The sequence below is a fragment of the Butyrivibrio sp. AE2015 genome, from assembly GCF_000420825.1.
Taxonomy (GTDB): Bacteria; Bacillota; Clostridia; order Lachnospirales; family Lachnospiraceae; genus Butyrivibrio.
Genome location: NZ_ATVR01000023.1, coordinates 27544 through 49354 on the forward strand (window position 1 = coordinate 27544; position 21811 = coordinate 49354).

The window sequence follows — 21811 nt, forward strand, 5'->3', positions numbered from 1 at the left end:
ATGAGCGCACTTTGAAAACCAAATAAAGTTGAAAAGTGTGAAGAAAAGTAACTTCCCGGAAGAGGATGGGATTTAGTATCTGGCGGGGTATACGAGAATGTGTCCGTGCACATTTGCGCGTGCCTTTCCAAGTATTAAATCCTGGCTGGAAGCCGGGGTAAACAAATCTTTCATGAAAGAGGGGTAAACGAATGAAGAGAAACCAAAAATTATGGTCATGGGCACTGGCCGGTGCTCTGGCTGTAAGTAACTTGAGCGGCGTTGTTGCAGTGCCGTTTACGACTATCGTTGCAAAAGCGGCGGAAGTTTCGCTAGGAAGTTGGACTCTTCCTACAGAAGGTGCTGATCGCAAATTAGACTTAGAAAGTTTGAAAAGTGATACGACACTGACTTTCAAAACAACATCCGTTGATAGCGATTATGGGCTTGATGCAGATACTGCTAAATTCTACGCTATACCTACCATAACGGTAAACGGAAAGAGTTATGAAGGAGCGGAAATAGGATTTGATTATACTAAAAGTGCATCAACGATAACCGCTGCTGTGGCTGCAGATACTATGAAAGCATATGCTGCTTATGGTAATGGTGATGCATCTGTATCCTTCCAGCTATATAAAAAAGGTACTACGGATGCTGCAGATAGGCAGATCCCTGTAGGTGATCCAATAGTACTTACATTGGAGACAAATAAAGTTGCCTCTATAGAGCTTGATACATCGGCTGCCAAGGAAAATATCGGATTGACTGATAGTACTGGATTTACAGTTAAAGCTAAGAGTGCAAAGAACGATGACAACTCCACATATACAGTGAGTGGTTTGAGTACGGTAATCATGTCTGATGCTGAACTCAAGACATATACAGATGCACTTGAGGCGTTTGATGCACAAATGGATGTAATACAGGGAATCACTATTCCTGTGATCACAAGCGAGTCAAATGAGAGCGAAATAAATGCATATAAAGCTGCTCTGACAAAACTCAACAAAGAGACAGCTAAGCTTGGTACATTAGGCAATGCTGTGAAAGCGACTGTAGATCCAACTGGTCATCCTACCTGGACAGATGGAAAAGTTGCAACCAGTTCAGCAACAGCTGGAAATTATAACGTAGTTTTCAGTGATGGCGTTATGACTAAAGCACCTTTCTTTGGAAAATATGTTGTATATCCTTTTGAAGTAATAAATGATTCTGTAGCGCTGGCTGTTACTTCATCTAAAGCAGATACTAAAACAGATGCTGAAAAGGATACTATATCATCCATGAAAGTAGGTTCAACTGACCAGATAAAAGTAAAGGTTGCAGGTCAGAATGCTACTGCTGAGGAGCTTGCGAAGTTTACATGGGTATCTTCTCAGCCTACGGCTGTATCTGTTGATGCAGATGGTAAGATTGAAGCTTTGAAGGGGACTTCGACAAAGACCACAATAACAGGAACATATAAGCTTGCTGATAATGTGATAAAGGAAGTTAAGTTCTACGTTACAGCTGTAGCTGATCCGGTTGTAGCATTGGCATATGATGATGGGACGGGTGCTTTTGCAACTGCAAATACGAATGTAGAAAAAGAAATTGTTGTTACAGTTGATGGTGATGAATTCACTGGAAATGTTGAATGGAAAATAACCAAAAATGGTGCTTCAACATCAGACGCAACAATAAGTGGCAGGACATTTAAAGCTACTGCTGCTGGAACATATGACGTAACAGCTACCGCAGAAGTTATAAGTGGTTATAAAGTTGCTATGAAAGCTGCACAGTCAGTTAACGTAACAGATCCTACTGCTGTTGTTACTTTTAAAAACCAAGCAGGTAAATATGTCTCCTACAACACCAATCTGCAGACTACTTACGGAAAAAAATATCTTAATACTGGTGATGTAATAAATGCGGTAATCAAAGTCGGCAATACAAATGTAACCTCAGATTATACATGGAAATCATACAACGAAGACATCGCTACTGTTGAAAATGGTGTGATTACTATTGTAGGCGAAGGTACAACAAACATTGGATACAAACTTGGAACTGGCAAAGAAGAGTTACTTTCATTAACTGCAAAAGATGACTACGCTGTAGTATATGAGTTAAACGGAGACGTGGTTACAGCAGTTTATCCTAATGATGTTGTTGACCTGAAGCTCTATAAAGGTAATACAGAAATTACATCTGGTGTAACATGGGAAGTTGAAAACATTACTTATGCATCTGTAAGCGGAAGCAAGCTCACAGGAAAGAAGGCAGGCAAAACAACACTTAACGCATATTTAGACGGTGTAGATGATCCTGTCTTTACGAATGCAGCATTTGAAGTTAAAGCTGCTACTGTTTCCTTTGTAGGCAATGCTATTACAGTTGCTGATGGTTCAAATGCTAATATGGTAGTAGGTGAAAGCAGATCATTTGTAGCCAAGAGCGGAAATAACGAGATATCTGGTACTTGGTCTGTATCTACTACTGCTAAGACAGCCGGAATAACAGTTTCAAGCGATGGAATAGTAAAGGTTGCTTCTTCAACAACTGCAGATACATATCCAAATGCAGTAATATTTAAATATGATGGAACAAATTATGGATTTGGCCTTGTTGTAGCTGCTAAGTCTATATCGGTAACAACAGCGGATGGCACAACTACAATTGCAAAAGGAAAGTCCATTCAGCTTATTGCTAAGAATGGTAGTGAAGATATCACAAGTAACAAAGCGATAACATTCAGAGTTACAGCTGGCGATACTCATATCAGCGTAGACGAAAACAGTGGTATTGTAACTGGACTTTCACAGGGATCAGGCACAGTTACTGTTTATGAGGATGGAGTAGCTACGACAGCAACTATTACAATCAAGGTTACTAACTCTAATAAAGCAACAGCAATAATATTGAATAAATCCACATTGAGTCTTGATCTTGAAGGGACTGAACAGCTCACTGCAACAACAAATCCTTCAGCATCCAGTGACACTGTAATATGGTCTTCAAGTGATGAGGCAGTTGTAACAGTAAATGATGGTCTTGTTACTGCAGTTGGAGAAGGTACAGCAGTTATTACAGCTTCAGTAGGCAGGGATGATGAAGTTTCACCTGCTACATGTACAGTAACTGTAACTAAGTCTGACGAGCAGAAGGCTGAAGAAGAGAAGCAGGCTGAGGAAGAGAAGAAACAGGAAGAGCAGAAGCAGCAGGAACAGAAAGCCGCTGAAGAAAAAGCAGCAGCTCAGAAGGAAGGCGCTACAGGCACAGACGCTACAGCAAATGCTAACTTCACAGTTACAAGCACAGCAAATAAGACAGTTGCATACACAGCTCCTGCTACAAAGGCAAAGAAGGTTACAGTTCCTTCAACTGTAACAGTTGGTGGTGAGCAGTTCGCAGTTACTGAGATTGCTAAAAATGCATTCAAGGGTGACAAGACTGTTACAACTATCACAATCCCTGCATCCATCAAGAAGATCAATTCTAACGCATTCAAGAATGCTAAGAATCTTAAGACAATTAAGATTCAGGGTGCTAAGCTTGAGAAAGTTTCTAAGAATGCATTTAATGGCATCAAGAAGAACGCTAAGATCAAGGTATCTGGCGCTAACAAGAGAGCCAACAAGAAGCTTCTTAAGAAGACAACAGCTGTTAAGAAGGGTAATGTAAAGGTTAAGTAATATTTTTTATCATTGTAATTATGATATTTATGGGGGGAAAACAGTATGATCTGTTTTCCCCCATTTCAATAAGTTTTTATAAGAGAAGAAGTTATGATTGTCAGAAAAGTCAAAATAGAAGAAAAAATAATTGAACCATTAAAAAGATTAATTGACAGTTTTCCTACACCAACAATTCGTCAATGCTTCAATGATACCGGAAAATTAGTAGTTTCATCAATTAAATTCACCAATAGCTTTTATAAAGATTTGGAAACGTATGAGAATAACCAGAAGATAATACGAGCTGTTGTCCAAGCAAATAATGAGTTCTATAGAACTGATAACATTCCAGATGAAGAGAAAAGAATAGGCGAAGCTTTTTTGAGAGTAGAACCAGACTATGAAGTTGAAAAAGACATAAGTACAGCAATTAATTTACAAGGTGAGTTCTTAGATGAGATATTAAATAGACATAGGTAAATAATACAGGAGAACACATGTCAATAGTTTCGATTATTACAATACCTCTAAAAACAGAAAAATGGCAGGAGGATATTCTTGCAAAACGCTTTGAAACCTGCCGCATAATATATAACACCATGCTCTCCGAGAGGCTTAAAACTTTAGAAAAAATGAAGGAATCTGAGGAATATAAGAGATGCATGGACATAATCCGCAGAACTTATGAGGAAGAAGATACTAAAAAGAGAAAGCAATTGAAGTCTTCCCCCGAGTATAAGAAGGCAGTTTCTGATAGAAAGCAGATCATGTTTGACAATGGTTTTACTGATTTCAGCTTTAGGAGCATATCATGTGTTCATGCCAAGCATTTCAGCGATGTAGTACCCACAAATGTTGTGACCAGAACCATAGGTATTCCTATGTGGACAGCTTTTCAGAGGATGCTTTTTGGAGATGGAAAGAGTGTACACTTTAAGAAGGAAGGGTCACTTAGGAGCATTGCTACCAATGGAATCAGCGGAATAAGAGTTGTAGATGAAAACGGTATATCCACCAGACAGATGGAGAAAGGAAAAAAGTACTACTGTGTCTATTCCTCGAAAAAGGGCAAGAATATAAAGATGCCACTTTTGACTGATCATAAGGATAGATTTCTTATGGATATGATAGATAAGGAGTTTAGGGTAGTACGGATTATAAGAAAAAGAGTAAATGGCAAAGATTGTTATATCCTTCAGCTCACTCTTCTTGCTGCGCCTGCGATAAAGCATGATGCAGATGGGAATGAGATTCATCCGATAGGTGATAAGAAGCTGGGAATTTATATAGATACAGTATCGGTGACAGTTACGGATGGTGAAAACACCGTAACTATAGATCTTCGGTTCGAAAATGACAGGGAAGAAGAAATTAGAGATCTATACAGATACATGGACACATCTAAACGTATTAGCAATGCTGAGAATTTCAATGAAGATGGTACCATTAAGAAGGGACTTATCGAACAGGGCAGGAAGATCCCGCTTAAGTGGAATTATTCACATGGCTATATAGCGGCAAGAGATCAGCTCGCAAATATAAAGCGCATTCAGGCAGAGCAACGAAAGATCCGGGCAAATATAATAGCAAACAGCATACTGGGGATGGGAAGTGATATCAGGATAAATGACTATAGTTTCCAGATAGCTGCACACAGGCGCAAGCTTATAGAAGACGAGAAACTTACAAAGGATGGAAAAAACAAAAGTAAGAAAAAAGGCGGGAAAAACATAATAGATAATGCACCGGCAACAATCGTAACCCTTCTTGATACAAAGCTTAAGGCCAGAGGCTACGATGGAGTAAAGAAATATAAGATATCTGTAGATAAAGCGATTGATGATTATAAAACATATTACGCTAAACAGCTGCTTGATAAGTGATTTTCATATTCAATTATCAATCTTTTAGAAGGGAAATCCCCGGCAGACGTACGACAGTTTCTCATGGATAAGAAATCCAGGCACTAGCTGTTTTCCACAAGCCTTTCGCCTCTCGGCAGGACGCTAATTCGACCTAAAACAATTATATCATAGTGGCATGCAGATTGTACCGATATTTTACTCACAATTCATATATTATTGATTTTAAGTTTTTTATGAGTGAATATAGGTGTAATCATTAATCGGATTCTGGAATCTGTATGCCATATTTTGCAAGCGTATTTATAATCTCTTCCACGGACAATGTCCCAAGATTTCGCAGTTTCATCAGATCTTTTACAGTTTTACCCTTGAAGTCGCCAAGAGTCCTATATCCACCTCTAAAGAGTCCATTTCTTGCTCTGACAGATAGATTCAGATCGTCAATGGATATCTTGTTGTATATACCAATCTCATTTATTTCTTCTGAAGTAATGATTTCTGAAGGTTCTCTTTCTTTGAGGATTCCTATTTTTTTGTCAAGTTCAGCTATTTCACGAGCAAACTCAGCTTTCTTTTCTTCATAGTTAATGGCAGCTTCTTCCCCGGAACATATATACTTGATCCTAAGAGGGCTTCCCAGCTTGTGCAAAGCATAATATAGGCGGTTATTATCGTAATGAAGACCATACTTTTCAAAAAGTTGTCTGTTTGACAATCTCTCTTTATATTTGGCAAGGATTATAGTTTTTTCCTTATCATCAAGTGTATCTAGCGTATATTCAAGGCCTTTGGAAAGATTATCAATATCCTTTTCAAGAGGAAGAATACCAAGATCCATCAGAAGGTTTCTTGGATAGGAGTCATCTCCGTCAGGATACTCTTTTTTCATAAAAGATAGTGCAGCCTTGAATATAGGAAGGCTTTCTTTTATCCGGGTTTTCTTTAAATCCAGTTCCGGTTCATGTTTAGCACCATATTCAAGATATTCAACAATCAACGAAAATTCTTTGATTACATCATTTTTTGTCATACTGTTATCACTCCACTTATAGCTGCCTACCGCACATTGGGCAGTACTTAACAGGGAAATCCCATTCATAAAGTTCGCTGCTAGTGTCCGGAGGGACTACAACTACTTCCATGACCTTTTTGCTGTCATTTACGGACACCTGAAGGGATCCTTCTCCCAGTATTCCGAGATTGACCTTCTCTTCAAGACCGGACCAGACACCTTCAGCATTAGTATGAAACTTGCATTCACATTTACTCATGCCTCATCCTCCGCTAGGTCGTAGGTAACGTCCTTTCCAAGGAAAATATCATCATATTTTTTCAGGTTGAGTCCTAGCATTGTAAGACCTGTTTTAAGACTAATATCAAAGTTATCCGATTTTCCAAGAGACTTCATAACAAGGTCATAATCATAGTCTTTTACAACAGGGCTCAGAAACATATATCTAAGAGTATCTTTGATGAATTCTTTATCATCTTCAGGAAGATTTTTTTGATAAAGAACTATGTTCATTTCCTCTTCATCAAACTCATCTTCAAGATAACAGGATATGTTCAAAATACAACGAGCATACATTTCACCATATACAGCATATAGTTCTGATGCATCATACCCGTTATTCTCAAAACGCTTTTCTAGTTCGCCTAACTCTTCGCCAAGACATTCTTTTAATTCGTCAGAAGAATTGTTTGTTACACCTTCTTTTATAATGTTATAGAAATCTTCTCCCTCATCCATAAACTGTACTATAAAGCGTTGTTCCGGTTCATAAGGATCTATTCCATATTTTGTAAGGTAATCAAGCATTCCGGTGCTGTTAATATCAACCAAAGCGAAAAGAAGTCCTTTTCCAAACTCATCGAATTCAAATTCATGTCTTGTATCTTCAAGTTTTGCAAGTAAATCTGAGTATCTGAGAAGAATTACATCCTCCCATGGAAACTGCTTCTCAAGAATACCATTTCCTATAGTTGCCTTTTTCCCCACAAGGTCCTTTAAGTAGGAAATTTCCTTCATGAAGTCTGCAGCTCTCTTTGCGTCTGTAAGGTTTCCGTTTTCATCGGGCTCCCCTAAGCAGAGCTTTATATAGTGTGCGAAATTGGCTGAAACCAATTTCTGAACGTGTTTGTATGATCCCCTGGCATTTGCTAATTTGTACATTGGACTGTTTTACTCCTCCCATTAAACTTAGCGCTTCATTGCACTGTAACAATTACTTATTAGCTCTGATTGAGCTTCAAGAAATGAATTTATTAAATATAGCTTGTCTTCCTTATCCTTCCCCGTGGAAAGTCCAACAATAGAATTTATTGTTGCTGAAAGCTTCAGCTCTGCATCAGATAGTTCCTCAAACTCTCTTAGCGGAGTATCTGTCTCCAGATCTTCTGCAGGTATCCCCAATACCCCAGCTATACTCTTTATATTTTCAACTGATACTCTGTTGCTGTTTCTAGTAACAATGGCATATAAAGTGTTGTAATTAATTCCACTCTCAATTGCAAGTCTTCTAAGAGTTATTTTCTTTTGTTTGGCATAGTAGCCGATTTTTTCTCCAATATTCATGTGGTTGTTCTCCCTTCCGGAAATGAATATAACACACATGTAAATATATTGCAATGGGTATTTGCAATATATTGTATATTGAATTTGCAATATGTTTATGGCTCATCTCTATGGTAGATAATGAAGTTATAAGGTAAAATTATTATTGGAATTTAACGTATTTACTAGGGGATTACGAGATTTATGAGATCGAACTATTTAGAAAAGATACATGCTATTACTGAATTAAACGAAATTGAGAAAGTCAATAAGATAGTAGATATTGTCATGTCTACAAATGACTCTATAACTGCAACTCCTAACTTTGAAAAAGAAGTCAGGACTGCTCTTATTATATTGATATCGTCCCAGGGCTTTTCTGCGCATCTGTATCATTTAGTATTAGATATCAGTTGGGTCAGATCGGTTATATATGATTTTAACGACTCAGATATTGTAAGTGCTCAAGATAAGGACCAAGTAGAAACATTCCTTAATTCGGCACATATAATGGTCATTGAAGGGATGCTTTGCAGAGTGTTTGGCGTTGAATATAGCGGAGAGACAGTCGGCTAACACTTGCTCCTATATGCTTTTATTCAACGGAGTAATGAAGATAGCTAAAGTCCAATACAATATGTACTTATTGTGATGGAAAATGGTATTATATCAAGGAAGTCGATGACTGAATAGTTTAAAGATGTAAGTAGCGTAAACTACTTTCTATACCCATTATGCGGGGCTAGCATTCTAATAAATGAATGTAACAAGGTAGGTGAAAGCGAGAAAAAAGAAAACATTTCCCAACATATAGCCGAAAGTAAGATGTAATGCCCCTCTGACCTTTCGATGCCTTTAAAGCCACCACTGCCCTATGTAAAGGAACTGTGGTGGCTCTTGTATTAACTGTTCTCTTCTGCTGCTTTCAGCTCACTTTTGTATTTATAATAGGTATTTCTGCTGAGTCCGGTAAGCTTGATGCACTCAATATCAGAGAGTGTCCCATTAAAAGCCTTACTGTGCTTCATGATTATGTCCTTTGCAGGAGCTTCTTTTTTAACTGTAAGCTTATTACCTCTGCGCTGCCCTATCTGCTTACCATTAAGCCTGGCAGTCTGGATTCCCTCCTTAGTACGTTGGTGCAGGTCCTGTACTTCTTTTTCTGCCTGATCAAAGGCAATTCGTATCTGCTTCTCTGCCAACTTCCGGAAATAATTATTTAGTCCTTTGAAGATCTCATCCTCATCCGTTCCCTGCAGCTCAATCTTATCCTTCATATTTTCAGCATAAACTTCGGTGTTAATGTAAGGCTCTTTCAGAAAAACCAGCTGTATTCTTTTTTCATACAGTTCAAAGTAGGTTTCTACGCCTTCATCGGCGTTTCTGCTCATTCTGGACACAGAATCAAATACGATGATATCTCCAGGCGCTATATTCTTCATAAGCTTTTTCCATTCAGGTCGGTCCATCTTGGTACCGGTAAATGCTTCCTGAACTATATAAGCATTTGGATATGCCGCCTTGATGTTTCGGATCTGGCGGTCAATAGACTGCTGCGGTGTCGAAATACGACAATATCCGTAGGTCTTTAAAAGCGTCTTGAGCGCATCACTTACATGCTTATTTCTGAGCGTAGCTACCTCTATCTTTTTTCCCTTTTTTAAGATAAAGATATCATAGCTATATGTCTCATCATCATTTGTACCTAAAATGTTCTCGTTGCAGCGGATGCTTGTCTCATACTTCCTACATTCTGGAAATAATACCTCTGCAGCTTTTTTTACTTCTTCATCACTATATTTCATGTTGGAATCCTCTTAAATTTAACGTTCGTTAGATTTAATACACTAATTATACATCAAAATTGTTTTTATATGCAATAAGTTTGGTACAAATATATCATACGTTAAATTTGGTACATATAAACGTCACCGGCAAGTTTGTTCTATTACATCAGTTCATCATTTTTAAATCATTACTATCCGTGATGCCAATAATTAAATATTGACATATAATTCGTTTTTCCATTACAATAGTGTCACAAGTTAATTTATGACACAAAGGAGATTCATGGGTCATGGCCAAGAACTGGATCACAAAAAAGCATCTGTCACAGCTTCTCGAAGCATATTCATTCAAGAAAAATGAATTCATCCTGGATGAAAATCAGGAGAGTGGTACTTACCGCTATTCCAGTTCCCGGAAGGATTCAGGGATCCATCTGACCGTATCTTCATGGTATAACAGCATCCAGGCTAAAACTGAAGGCTATAAGGTAAGCCTGTCAGACGAAAATGGCATCATCACATGTATAGACTTCTATCGCCCGGAGGGAGAGTCCCTTATTCATGTCATGAGGAACGTACCCAAAGAGCCGCGGTCAGACGAATACAGGGAAGCCCTGAAAGATATCAGGCAGCTGGAAAAAGAGAACTATGCCCTGTATCACGAAAAAAAGCGTCTGCAGGATGAGATTGATGGATTAAAAAAGCAGCTGGCAAAAGCCAGGGACATCACTGCACTGGAAAAGAAGATAGAAAAGCTCTCTGCAGAGAACAGGCAGCTGAAAAAGGACATAAATGAATGCCAGAAATTAACTGCTGTCACTCATGTAAAAAATGAAAGGGGTGCCGGAAGACATAAATCACCTGAAAGGGCTGAAGCTGTCACAAGACTGAAACAGCTCATTGAAGCGGATACTCCTCAGAAAGAGATCATAGAAAAGCTCAGGATTAGCAAACGGACCTATTACAGATATAAGAAAGAGCTGGAGCAGTAAAAAATTGCCCATGAGTGTCATGAATTAAATACTGGCACTTTGGTACTAATGTAAACCGAAAAGGCAGATATAATAGGGTAGAAGAGGACTGGAGAAAAATCGCCCCCACATAAAAAAATCATTTCAATAGGAGAACATATCATTATGACCAATACTTGGTATAAAAACGAAGAAACAGATTATATATGGTGGTTGGATAATGGTGATGAAGTAACCGGAGAATGGATATTCAGCTTTGATAAGAAAAAAACTTATATTTTGCCATCATAATCCCCTATTTTCTGTATCTATCGAGGTTTATTCCCTCTCGTTGTGCCATTTTAATAAGTTCTTCATGAGATGCTTCCTGCGCATCACACATATCTGAATACCCCATTGCTCCAGTTAACGTTACCATCTGAGCACCATACTCATCCATAAGGTCATTTCTGAGGCGTTCATAATCAATGTCCTCATCACGGTTTGGTTTAAAAAGCAATCCCATATTAAGATCTCCTTCAAATAGCTATTTCTAATCTCAATCAATATACTTCAATAGTCTAAATCCATCACTCCAGTAAACCTTTATCTTATTATCTTCTTTTGCTTTATCTTCAATATCAAACTGAATATTAACGCCTCTTCTTGAGCCTGCAACTCGCTCAATTACCTTAGTCTCAACTTCATTTAAGCCTAATGCCGAATATCCAAACCTATAATCATCATCTATGGAATAGTAATCAGTTCCGTCTGAATTGTACATAACGTTGATTCCATCCAAAAAGATTTCTGAAATTCGATATACCTTACAATCAGCATACGAATCCTCATATTCCTTTAGGAAAACTTCAAAGTCTAATTTTTTCCCAGGAAAATAAATAATGTTTTGTGAATACTCCTTTAACTGAGAGTAAATATATTTACCACATTTATTAAACCTGTCACTCCAAAGTTCTTCAAGAACATTCTTAGAAAATGCATTCATATCAAAAACTCGTCGAAGCTTACCAGAATCATCAAAAAACATCTCATAAGCCATACCATTTAAAAGATGTTCAGCCATATCAGCTGGATACGATGTTAATTTTTTATGTAATTGTTCAAAATAATGCTGAACATTAAAAGCCCTATGCGAGGCCTGATACAGAACCCTCCCCAATACAAAAATATCATCCGGTGCTTCCTTAACTACTTGTAATTTATTCCTATCAAGCATAGATGGTATTCGATTTTGCTCATTAAAATCATACGTCAATGCCATCTTAATCATTTCATAACAAATCGCATTTTTAACGGGCTCATAATCAGCATCTGCTAAAGCAATCTTGCTATATACCATATCTGAACTGATGCTGCTATAATCATTAAATGAAAAATCGCCCAACAAAGAAGTATGTTCCCATGTAATCTGCTTACCCTGAGTCTCCAAATATACTGTATTTCTAACTCGCTTAAACATTTCTTCAATAGAAATATTCTTAGTCAAAAGGTGTTTAAGCAGCGCTTTTGTATAATAGCCATGGCCACTGGCAGCATCTTCCTTAGCACTCTGTCCTGGAGAAGTAGCAAATGCAATAATTGTCCCTTTGGGTGCCATTATCGGTGCAAAAGTACTATTGCTGCCCCTCGCACCATTAGGCATAGTGCGACACGCATCTACAATCAGTATTTTAATTTTAAGAGAGCTATTATCTAAGTCTTCAATTATCTCTTGCAGCTTATAGGCTGTATGTGAAATAGAAATATCATCCTCAAATTGAGTGTCTTTACAAGCTATATAGTTCTCACCCTTAACCTGAAAACCATGACCTGCAAAAAAGAATAATCCAACATCATAACTGTCTAATTTTCTAGAAAACTCTGTGATTTCACTTGCTAAATCATATCTCCCAATATCGGTATATAACGCCGTATCAAAATGAACTTCTTTGAGTTTTTGTTCTAATGCTGTTGCATCATTAACAGCACATTCCAATTTTTGTTTTGGATCATCATAATTGTCATTTCCAATAAGGATTGCTATCCTCTTCACTTTATTCCACCCCTAACGCTTTAAACACAGCATCCTCAGCACTCTGGTAGAATACCAAACTGAAGCTACTCATAAGTTCTGCTGGTACAGTACCAAGATCAACTGCTGATGTCTGTGGTAATAAAACTTTCTTTGCACCACTATCAAGGCACACCTGTAATGTACTTGCCAGATTCTCTGCCTTCATAATGGTTCCTCCGATACTGAAATCACCTATCACAACCATAGAACTCTGTACCGGTCTTCCAAGAGCTATCGAGCATAATGCTATAAGCGTAGGAAGTGCCAATGTTTTTGTCATTCCTATTCCCTGAAGGTCCTGATAGTTGATTACAAAATCTTTATTAAGCACGCCAAGAGAGCCGCTGATTCTGTTTCCATTTGCTTTAAGGAAATTAAACGCTGTATCCACAGCCTCTTTACATTCCCTATCTGTTCCTAGTCCTGTACGATCAAACTTTCCATTTCCTGGCAACATTTGTGATTCCAAACGGAACACACCTATCATGTCTGACTTACCGTGCGAAACAGTATATACCTGACCTGGGTTAAGCATGCCTTCTGGAATAAGCTTTCCACCGCCCTGTTCAGGAACAGAAACATAGTGCTCTGACATATCCTCCATATCTATATATGAGAAATTGACATCATAAAACTCCATTCCTCCAAGTTTTTTAAGCTGCTCCTTAACTCGGCGGCGCATTTCAAGTGCAATTTCCAATACTTCTATTACATCTGCTTTCTCAAACACTCCATCAGGATAGAGAAGCTTCAAATAACCATCTACCATCCTACGAACCGCTATGGTATCACGCTGGTTTAGGTTCTTACCAAGACGGAAGTACTTATCAATAGCATCGCCAAACTGTTCTTTCCTAAGTTCACGAATAAAACCTGCTAGGTAATCTGTAATAAAGCCATAGTCATTTGTAAAATGCTCTGGTCTAAATTTGGGAATCTCCCAACCAGGGTTATAACAATGCATTCTATCAAGAAATGCCGTATCTGTTCCCATTTCAGGAGGGAATGGATCAAATAAACTTGATGTCTTCAAAAGAACATCTACGCTCTGGTTGATATTTCCCACAAATACCATCGAAGCTGATGCTGCCTTTTCTTCCTTACCCCTAGCAAAAGATCCTGAAGCCATATAATCCTTCATGATCTGAATGCCATCTTTATCTTTGAAATTAATACCGGCAACCTCATCAAATGCCACAACATCCCATAATCCTACAAGTCCCATGGTTCTCTTGCTCATGTTGTAGAAAAGATTTGCCACAGTGGTCTGACCACCGGAGACGAGAATGCTGTTAGGTGATATTTCCTTGTAAAGATGAGATTTACCTGTACTACGCGGTCCCAATTCACAGAGATTGAAGTTATTCTCCACAAGTGGAAGCATACGCGTAATCAGTAGCCACTTCTCTCTATATGACAGCTCATCAGGTTCCATTCCAGTTGATCGGAGAAGTACATCGATCCACTCATCTTTTGTAAAAGCCTTTCTCCCCTCTTTGAGCTGATTCATATCTACATTTGGCATCTGAATAGGAGTAAGCTTTGTTATAGTAACCGGGGACTCATCCTTCTGCTTAGACTTCTTTGCGCGCTGCTCAGCACCATAATCATCTACTTCGCCAAAATCATCACCTTCATTACCATACTCAAGCTGTACTATACACCAAATTCCTCCGCAAAGAAGCCTGTCATACTGCTCAGGATACTCTTCAGAAATTGGAATTCTTGTAAGACCGAGGTTCGAGAAGGTCGCCTCATACATATCATATTTCATGTTAAGTTCAACTGTAATCATATCAATTACAGTATGCGTTCCCTTTTGTCTGAGCAAAGAAAGCACCTTCTGTGACTCATCTGGGCGTACATAATTGTTTGTGAGAATGCTCTTAACGGTCTCAACACCGCGTTCAATAATAGCTTCATCATCAGAATTGCAGTACTGGCCAAGAAGATATTCAAGAACATATATAGGCACATTGGCACCTTCTTTTATATGTTTTGTTAAATCCTTTCTTACGATTTTTCCATCAAAAACTTTTCTAAGTTTTCCATTTAAACTTTCTCTTGGGCTTTCATCCGCATTGCTATAATTTTCCATTAACTATTCCTCTTAATAACATATTTCAACGTTTTCACGCATCTTTTTCCCTCACAAAAACCCACGGTACTGACCCTTTAAATACACCATCTAAAGGTCTGCCATTTCTGAGAGAATACCCATTCATAAATTCTTCAAGTTCAAGAACTTCAATTGAATTAATTCTAATCCACTGAATGTTCTGTTTCTTCAAATTCGCGTAATATTCAGGATAATGTTCTCCTTCAGCTATTTTCGCGCCAGTATCAACTCTAAATATTCTATTTCTATCCATTTTACTTTCCTTCAAAAAGATAGTTTTTTCGCATACATATTCATCAGCTATATAGCTTTTTCCTATACGAGCAAAGTCAACAAATCCATACTCATCTATTATTTTTTTATGCTCATCAAAAAAATCTATATTTTTGTCTAATCTAGCCAATTTTAATAAAATGGTTTTTTCCATTTTGCCGGTCTCCTTTAAGAAAAAAAGCCAAAGTCATCTGCCGCGAAAGCTATATCAATCTGGAATTCAATTCTCTGTGGAAGATCAGTACTATCTTCCTGTTCAATGACAAGATAATAAGTTTCCTTGTTATCATAAGCCTGTGATTTAAGGCTAAAATTGCATCTAAATGTCCTATTCTGAACATCTTCACTTGTCTTGTCAGCAAAAATCTTCTGAACATCAGAAATCTTCTTCCCTGTAGCATCTACGAAATATGCATCATAGACAGCTTTTTCTCTGTTTCCGCTAACAGCTTCTTTCTGATAGAAGTTCAGAGAGAAAATCATATTACTTACCTTATGGTTCGCTGAAAGCAACATGACTTCAACAGGTTTTGTATCATACTTTTCTTTGTTCTTTTGATACTCCTTAGAACTATTACGAAGATGTTTATACTCAATAAGCGGTACGCACATCTCCTGCAAGCTAATACCACCATGTACAAAATTCATTCCGGATCCAGCACTGGTCTTAATACGAATATCTCCTCTAGGAGCATAACCATAATAATCAGTCTTACCTTCCATAAACTTAACCGGTAGCAAATACTCTGGATCATCACCTTTTGTAAGAATCGCAAATCTACGCGCATACTCGACAATTCTGTGAACAAACTCAGACTTCTCTGTTTTCACTTCCTCAGTCAATGGACTATAGGTATATAAGAATCCATGATCCGAGGTAATCATGATATTGATTCCACCAAAGTCGTTTACTATGGTTCTTACAAGAGTAATAATTTCTTTAATTGTCTCCTCACACGCATTAAACACTTTTGTTTCTGATGTATGACTGGTTTCATCAATAGTATCATGATAGATATATACAACCTCTTTGCCCTTAACCAGTTCCGAACGTTCTGCTCGACTAACAGACATCAAATCCTTCGCTTTTACCGCTACACTTTCAGGATTAGATGCTCTCAAAAGGTTTTCTCTATTTATACTGTCTGATGACTGTCCATCAGCTAACACTTTAAGTAGTTTCTTGCCATTATCAGATTCTTTCAGTTCAACTGATAGCTCTCTGTGTGGTAATAATGCAGCCATTCCAAACTTCGTTTCTGTAGGGAATATTCCCTGCATACTTGAAAGTGATACTTTTCCCTGCATCTCTCTGCTGAGTTCTTCCTTTAGTGACGCAGCCACTTCATATCTCAAAGCATCTGAAATAATGACATATACTTTGTTGTCCGCATTCTTGACCTTACGATCATAGAAATGTTCCTGTCTATCTATGCCTTCAATATAGCCTTTTTCTTCAAGTTCAGATGCTGCTTCCTCAGACCAGTTATGTCCAAGTCCGTCAAGGAACCAATTTGAATACAGCCTTTCTACCTTGTTGCATACCTCAGTAAACAGATCCTGCAGATCTCCACCATAAGACTTTTTGCTATTCTCATAGCTCATATGAAACTCTCTATAATAAGTATCCATTTTATAATAATCAGTCTCATATGCTTTCCAGATATTCTTTGCACCTACGATATGGAAGCCCACAGCATTATCCTTACAGAATTCTTCCATTTTTGCTAATGCTACTATTCCGTTGTAATAATCTTCATATTGGCCAAATCCGGCAAGAGACCTACGTTTTTCTGCAATAGCAAAGATAGTCTCTGGCTCAAGGATTTCATTTTTTATGTCTGTCATTAGCTTTGTCAATATTATTCTATTCACAGATGGAAGTATCTCTGTATCCGCAAGATCTAATGCCGTCTGTTTTGAAAGCCTCTTTTCAAGATGCATCTCATCTTCTACTGTTTCTGCAATATTGACATACGATACAGAATCATCACTATGTACCCAGTCAGATACCAAATCACTGCAATACGCCTGTAGCTGACCGTTCTGAGACATAAAATCTGATAATCCATCAAAAACACCCACAGGTAAAGTGCGACTACTTGCAGTCAAAATAACATGTGCCGCCAATTTCCCCAGATTGTGATCCACGTCACTATAACCAGTGATAGAAGAAACCATGCTCCAAAAAAGTTCTACTGCTTCGTATTTTGTAAATTCCTGATATAGATAGTTGTCATCACTATTTAAGCCAGCTTTTAATACAGACTTAATTATCGCGATAGGCTCTGTCCTTCCAGCTTCTCCAATAGCTGCCATAACTGCTAATTGAAGTTTCATTGGTGAGTCCAACGAATCTGCAATTTTAACAACATCATCACGTCTAGACTTGGCATTAAGAAATTTACGATATTTCTTAACTTGGTTTCGTAATGCTACAGATGAAGGAATACCCATCTCATCCATCCAAATTGAGATAAGATCAGCCCTAAATTCCTCACTATAGAGTTCAACATCCAAAAACCAGTTATTTTCCAATGTTTCATATGTGATTGGACAATAGAGTAAAAAGTTCTGAACAGGTTCATCATTCGCTATCGTCTTTTTTACAATAAAATTATTATTACCTGTTAGACGCAAAATCTTGGCATTATGCAACTCAAGAGAATCTAGTTGATCTTCAAATTCCATCTCTTCATCATACCAGACTATTATTCTTCTCTTATAAAACTCCGGCAATGGTGCATTGAATTTTTTATTTAATTCCTGCCCTATTGTAGCTAAATCCATTACTTTATACCTCTGTTATCTGTTTCTTCTCTTAATCTTACGTATCCCCGCATCAATTAAGTATTCGCCAAGCGTTGTGGTGTCGTTTACTTTCCATGTATCATATCCATTTTGACTTTTTCCGGTCACAAATCTTGCTGCATATGAGATTGATGGAAAAATGCAATCTTTCAAAACTACGCCCTCTTTAGACACAATCTCGTTATTATCTCTGTATTCTTTTATAAGCTTACCTCTAGCATGAGTAGAATAGTCCATATTAATCACCGAACCACTCAGAACCGTTATTGTCGATTCTGTATATATGCCAGTTGCACGGCAATTTTTTTTATTTATACTTATATACTGTTCCAGATTATTCACCACCTTATTTTATCTTAGATAGTATTTTTTGTAGCTTTGCATAATTTACCTTAATACCTTCATTCAAATCTAATGAAACCATCTGATCTGCAATGTGATGTACTGATTCTTCGTACTTATGCAATTCTTCCTCTTGTGCCCTTATATTATTTTTCCTTCTTTCAAGTTTAATTTTCTCATTAGATCCAGCCTCATTTATTCTTTTTTCCAGATCATCTAATGCAGTAGCATATCGGCTTTGTAATTCATGAATATAATCTGTTCTAATCCTTGCCACAGTATCAGCCTGATATCTATGTAAATACACAAGACATGTAAACCCATTCTTTTTCCCGGAAGAAAACTGCCAGTAAATAGGCCTCTTTTGATACGTCTTCGTATGATCAGCATAGAAACCATTAAGGAAATATTCTCTAATGACATCACGAGCCATACCGTTCCCACCTAACGCATTTGCAATAAATGAAAGATTGTCTTCAAGCGAATCTTTCCCAAAAACCACCTCTACAAATTTTACAAACAGCGATACCACATCATCGCCAAAGTATTCATCATCACAAACGGGAATTATATTATCCTTATCAATAGGGAAAGATTTATAATTTTCCTCTTCCCAATGAGTACCGGTGCATAATAGTCCTTCGCGATCCAAAGAATACCTTCCAAACATACATCCTACTGCGTATGATATAAAACTTTTTACATCTCGATTCAAATCTGCCTTATTAACAGTAACGTCTTTTTCATCAACTATTGGATTTACCGAACCTTCAATGTTATAAATCGAAATAAATGCAGTGTTCAACTCTTCTTCCGATTGTTTCAATAAATTGAATCTATCTTCGCATTCTTTCGCCCAATCATTATATGCGCATTCGATACTTGAATATTTCTTTTTACAGAAAGGATGTTTTGTAAATTCGCTAGATGTTTCAAACGAATTCCAGTCTTCTTGAGACAACTTGTATGCTTTTTCTGCAAGCTGAATTATTTCATCTTCTCGCTCTATTCTAAGCGGCAAGCCCAAAACATCTCCTACTGTAGTGTTTAGTGTAGGGTTGTACATCTTTAATAGTGCTTCAGCCACGCAACTATTTAAAAAAGCCAATACATAATAGTCATGTTTAGGTTCATTAGAAATAATAGTAGGTGCCGCAGAACTATAATGATGATTACCCTTTTTTATACGGAATCCATTTTTATATGATGTGATTAAATTCCAGCATATACCTTGTTTTCCAGCATATTTCTGATTATAGAGTCCCCCATGTGAAGCATATGATTCTTTTGCTTCACTAGACCAATCAACTAAATCATAGTCATTGCCAGCCCATCTTCTAAATTCTCCACCGTTAGCATAAGGCTGCCATCGATTTGTATCTGATATTTCCCACCAATTCCTTACATATAAATCATTTCCGTGAGTTTTGTTTCTACCGGCAGACTCATATATATTTGATATTTTTTCGTTATCAAAAATTCCATAGTTTGTCCACCAAAACGCTATTGTAGATCCAGGAATTTTCTTGAAATTCTTCTGATCAGCGGAATAAAAGTATCCACAAACATCATTATTCAAAGCTTCTAACACTTTCTCTTTTTGAACTTCCATGCCACCTCTGAAGTCTGATAGTTTAAAGTAATATCCTGTATCACCCTGATTATCATTTTTTATTACAAAAGCACAGATAGGTACTGTAGCTTCTTCATATGCAGAATACTCAAATTGAATAAGTGTACTTATTTGTTTGTGATCAACAATCCTCTGTCTTAGTTTTTCGTATGTTTTAATAAACATCCAAACCATAGGAGTCATAAGACCTGCATATCCACCAGAAACACATGACTCAATATTCTTATAAATAAAAATACTAAACAGGTCACCTTTATAGTCTGAATATCTGCTATTTATATATTCCTTCAGATTATTATCATACTTATTTAAATATGGAGGATTTGTTGCAACTATGGCATATTTATTACTCATCATACTAGCCACAGAAGTTATCGCTTTGAATTCATTAAATAAATATGCATTGTACATATTTATTTCAGTTGATAACTGATCAAATCTTTCATCTATTTTTTTAAAATTCACCTCAGGAATCTGCAAAATAGACCCATACTCTTTCGCATCCATAAACACATTTATGATAGTCTCAACATCTCTTGATAAGTCTGCACTTCCCCCACAAAAATACTTTATACTCTGTACATCAATATTATTACTTTCGCATATTTCTCTTATATTAGGTTGTATTCCTCTTGTCAGAAATCTTCTATCATATTGACGTGCTTTCATCATAATAGCGAAATATGCAAGCTGAGTTGCACGACCATCTATATCAAGACCATATAAATTGTTCTTTACAATCTCTACTGCTGCATCGCGTTCTGAATAACCATACTCTACATATATTTTCATTAACACTTCAAATGCATAAACAAGGAAGTGACCTGAACCAACGCAGGGATCAAATACTGTAACATCTTGTGGAGTAATTTTTTCATCTATAGTTTTTATTACTCCATCTTTAGGCTTAACAAAATATGTTAGTTCATCCGCGAGTTTACTTTCTGGATTTCTTTCAATCCAATACTTTCCCACAGAATTATCTATAATATATTGAACAACCCAATCTGTAGTAAAAAGCTGTGTCGCCGCAGGAACTTCTTCTTTCTTTACGACTTTTCCGTGAAGCGGATCTATTACCTCTTCATGCTTTTCAGATATATAGTACTGATACATCCATCCAATGATTTCTATCTGACCTTCATCGGCATTTACATCGAAGTATTCATCAGGAATATCATTCACAAGTTTTTCGATAACACTTCCTTCACGAAGTAAATAATCCGGAAGAAGAAGCTCTGTATAGTCTTCTAGCTTTTGAAACATCTGAGGTAAAATCTCATTGAGCGCATTGCACTGAATTACAAGAAGATACTTAAAAAGCTCGTCATTATCCTCAGCCTCTTTTAGTGCCATCACTTTATCCATGTCCAATCCTGAAATATCTAAATGAATCGCTTCTGCTAGAATCTGAGGATTAAACTTACCGCTTTCATCAGAAAATACGCGCACATGACTTGGAAGATAACCATTAACTTCCATAAAACGAATAGCCACAAAACGGTTAAACCAGGTATATGCTACTTCTTCCATAACCTGATCATATCCAACTTCACTAATTCTTCTAATTAAAGCTTTTCTCTGTTTCTTTCTTGTTTCAGATAATACTTCCCCATTTATACTCTCAAGCAGAGCATCTGGTTGCTGATCTTCGATAATTTCATTTTCTATAGCCTTCGCTGTGACCTTTTTCTTGAGTTCTTCTCTGGCCCATACAGCATATTTTTTATATACACTCTTTACTGCGTTTTTATCCATTCTATTC

At 37.2% G+C, this 21811-nt stretch carries 18 protein-coding genes; 6 read left to right on the forward strand and 12 right to left on the reverse strand.

Annotation, left to right across the window (positions count from 1 at the left end; genetic code table 11):
* Positions 1-191 precede the first annotated feature (191 nt).
* The 3 genes from G585_RS19015 to G585_RS0111380 all read left to right on the forward strand — a co-directional run bounded on the left by G585_RS19015 (position 192) and on the right by G585_RS0111380 (position 5521).
* Complete coding sequence (locus G585_RS19015; RefSeq protein ID WP_022775108.1) at positions 192-3656, forward strand: Ig-like domain-containing protein; 3465 nt, start codon at positions 192-194, stop codon at positions 3654-3656.
* A 93-nt stretch (positions 3657-3749) separates the two neighbouring features.
* Positions 3750-4118, forward strand: coding sequence for a hypothetical protein (locus G585_RS0111375; RefSeq protein WP_022775110.1), 369 nt, complete (start codon positions 3750-3752; stop codon positions 4116-4118).
* A gap of 17 nt (positions 4119-4135) precedes the next feature.
* On the forward strand, positions 4136-5521 hold the full coding sequence (locus tag G585_RS0111380) for a helix-turn-helix domain-containing protein (protein WP_022775111.1): 1386 nt from the start codon (positions 4136-4138) through the stop codon (positions 5519-5521).
* A gap of 238 nt (positions 5522-5759) precedes the next feature.
* Here G585_RS0111380 and G585_RS0111385 read toward each other — a convergent pair whose 3' ends face one another.
* The 4 genes from G585_RS0111385 to G585_RS0111400 are packed head-to-tail and all read right to left on the reverse strand — an operon-like array spanning position 5760 to position 8078.
* Positions 5760-6533, reverse strand: a complete 774-nt coding sequence (locus G585_RS0111385; RefSeq protein WP_022775112.1) for a DNA-directed RNA polymerase subunit alpha C-terminal domain-containing protein — start codon at positions 6531-6533, stop codon at positions 5760-5762.
* Positions 6534-6549: 16 nt separating this feature from the next.
* Positions 6550-6774, reverse strand: a complete 225-nt coding sequence (locus G585_RS19725) for a hypothetical protein (RefSeq protein WP_022775114.1) — start codon at positions 6772-6774, stop codon at positions 6550-6552.
* Complete coding sequence (locus G585_RS0111395) at positions 6771-7676, reverse strand: hypothetical protein (protein WP_022775115.1); 906 nt, start codon at positions 7674-7676, stop codon at positions 6771-6773. Before G585_RS0111395 ends, G585_RS19725 begins: the two co-directional genes overlap by 4 nt.
* 27 nt (positions 7677-7703) lie before the next feature.
* Complete coding sequence (locus tag G585_RS0111400; RefSeq protein WP_022775117.1) at positions 7704-8078, reverse strand: helix-turn-helix domain-containing protein; 375 nt, start codon at positions 8076-8078, stop codon at positions 7704-7706.
* 183 nt (positions 8079-8261) lie between these two features.
* Between G585_RS0111400 and G585_RS0111405 the strand changes: the two genes are divergently transcribed.
* Entirely contained in the window at positions 8262-8633 is a 372-nt protein-coding gene (locus tag G585_RS0111405) for a hypothetical protein (RefSeq protein WP_022775118.1), read from the forward strand.
* Positions 8634-8959: 326 nt separating this feature from the next.
* Here the strand turns inward: G585_RS0111405 and G585_RS0111410 are convergent, their stop codons facing one another.
* On the reverse strand, positions 8960-9862 hold the full coding sequence (locus G585_RS0111410) for a recombinase family protein (RefSeq protein WP_022775120.1): 903 nt from the start codon (positions 9860-9862) through the stop codon (positions 8960-8962).
* Between the two features lie 272 nt (positions 9863-10134).
* On the opposite strand from G585_RS0111410, the gene G585_RS0111415 reads away from it, so the two are divergent.
* The gene (locus tag G585_RS0111415) at positions 10135-10836 is read left to right on the forward strand and encodes a hypothetical protein (RefSeq protein WP_022775121.1); all 702 of its coding nucleotides are present in this window, start codon (positions 10135-10137) and stop codon (positions 10834-10836) included.
* Between the two features lie 144 nt (positions 10837-10980).
* Positions 10981-11106, forward strand: a complete 126-nt coding sequence (locus tag G585_RS19995; RefSeq protein WP_022775123.1) for a DUF7675 family protein — start codon at positions 10981-10983, stop codon at positions 11104-11106.
* Positions 11107-11110: 4 nt separating this feature from the next.
* Here the strand turns inward: G585_RS19995 and G585_RS0111425 are convergent, their stop codons facing one another.
* From G585_RS0111425 to pglX, 7 genes are all read right to left on the reverse strand, one after another.
* On the reverse strand, positions 11111-11320 hold the full coding sequence (locus G585_RS0111425) for a hypothetical protein (RefSeq protein ID WP_022775124.1): 210 nt from the start codon (positions 11318-11320) through the stop codon (positions 11111-11113).
* A 33-nt stretch (positions 11321-11353) separates the two neighbouring features.
* Positions 11354-12847 carry a caspase family protein gene (locus tag G585_RS0111430; RefSeq protein ID WP_022775126.1) on the reverse strand — a complete coding sequence of 498 codons (1494 nt, stop codon included), beginning with the start codon at positions 12845-12847 and terminating at the stop codon, positions 11354-11356.
* A gap of 1 nt (position 12848) precedes the next feature.
* Positions 12849-14966, reverse strand: coding sequence for a protease Lon-related BREX system protein BrxL (brxL, locus tag G585_RS0111435; RefSeq protein WP_022775127.1), 2118 nt, complete (start codon positions 14964-14966; stop codon positions 12849-12851).
* Between the two features lie 34 nt (positions 14967-15000).
* The gene (locus G585_RS0111440; protein WP_022775129.1) at positions 15001-15414 is read right to left on the reverse strand and encodes a hypothetical protein; all 414 of its coding nucleotides are present in this window, start codon (positions 15412-15414) and stop codon (positions 15001-15003) included.
* A 14-nt stretch (positions 15415-15428) separates the two neighbouring features.
* Complete coding sequence (gene pglZ, locus G585_RS0111445; protein WP_022775130.1) at positions 15429-18050, reverse strand: BREX-1 system phosphatase PglZ type A; 2622 nt, start codon at positions 18048-18050, stop codon at positions 15429-15431.
* A gap of 15 nt (positions 18051-18065) precedes the next feature.
* Complete coding sequence (locus tag G585_RS0111450; RefSeq protein ID WP_026663954.1) at positions 18066-18308, reverse strand: DUF4357 domain-containing protein; 243 nt, start codon at positions 18306-18308, stop codon at positions 18066-18068.
* A 109-nt stretch (positions 18309-18417) separates the two neighbouring features.
* Positions 18418-21804 (reverse strand): BREX-1 system adenine-specific DNA-methyltransferase PglX, encoded by a 3387-nt coding sequence (pglX, locus tag G585_RS0111455; RefSeq protein ID WP_022775133.1) that lies wholly within the window; start codon positions 21802-21804, stop codon positions 18418-18420.
* Positions 21805-21811 lie beyond the last annotated feature (7 nt).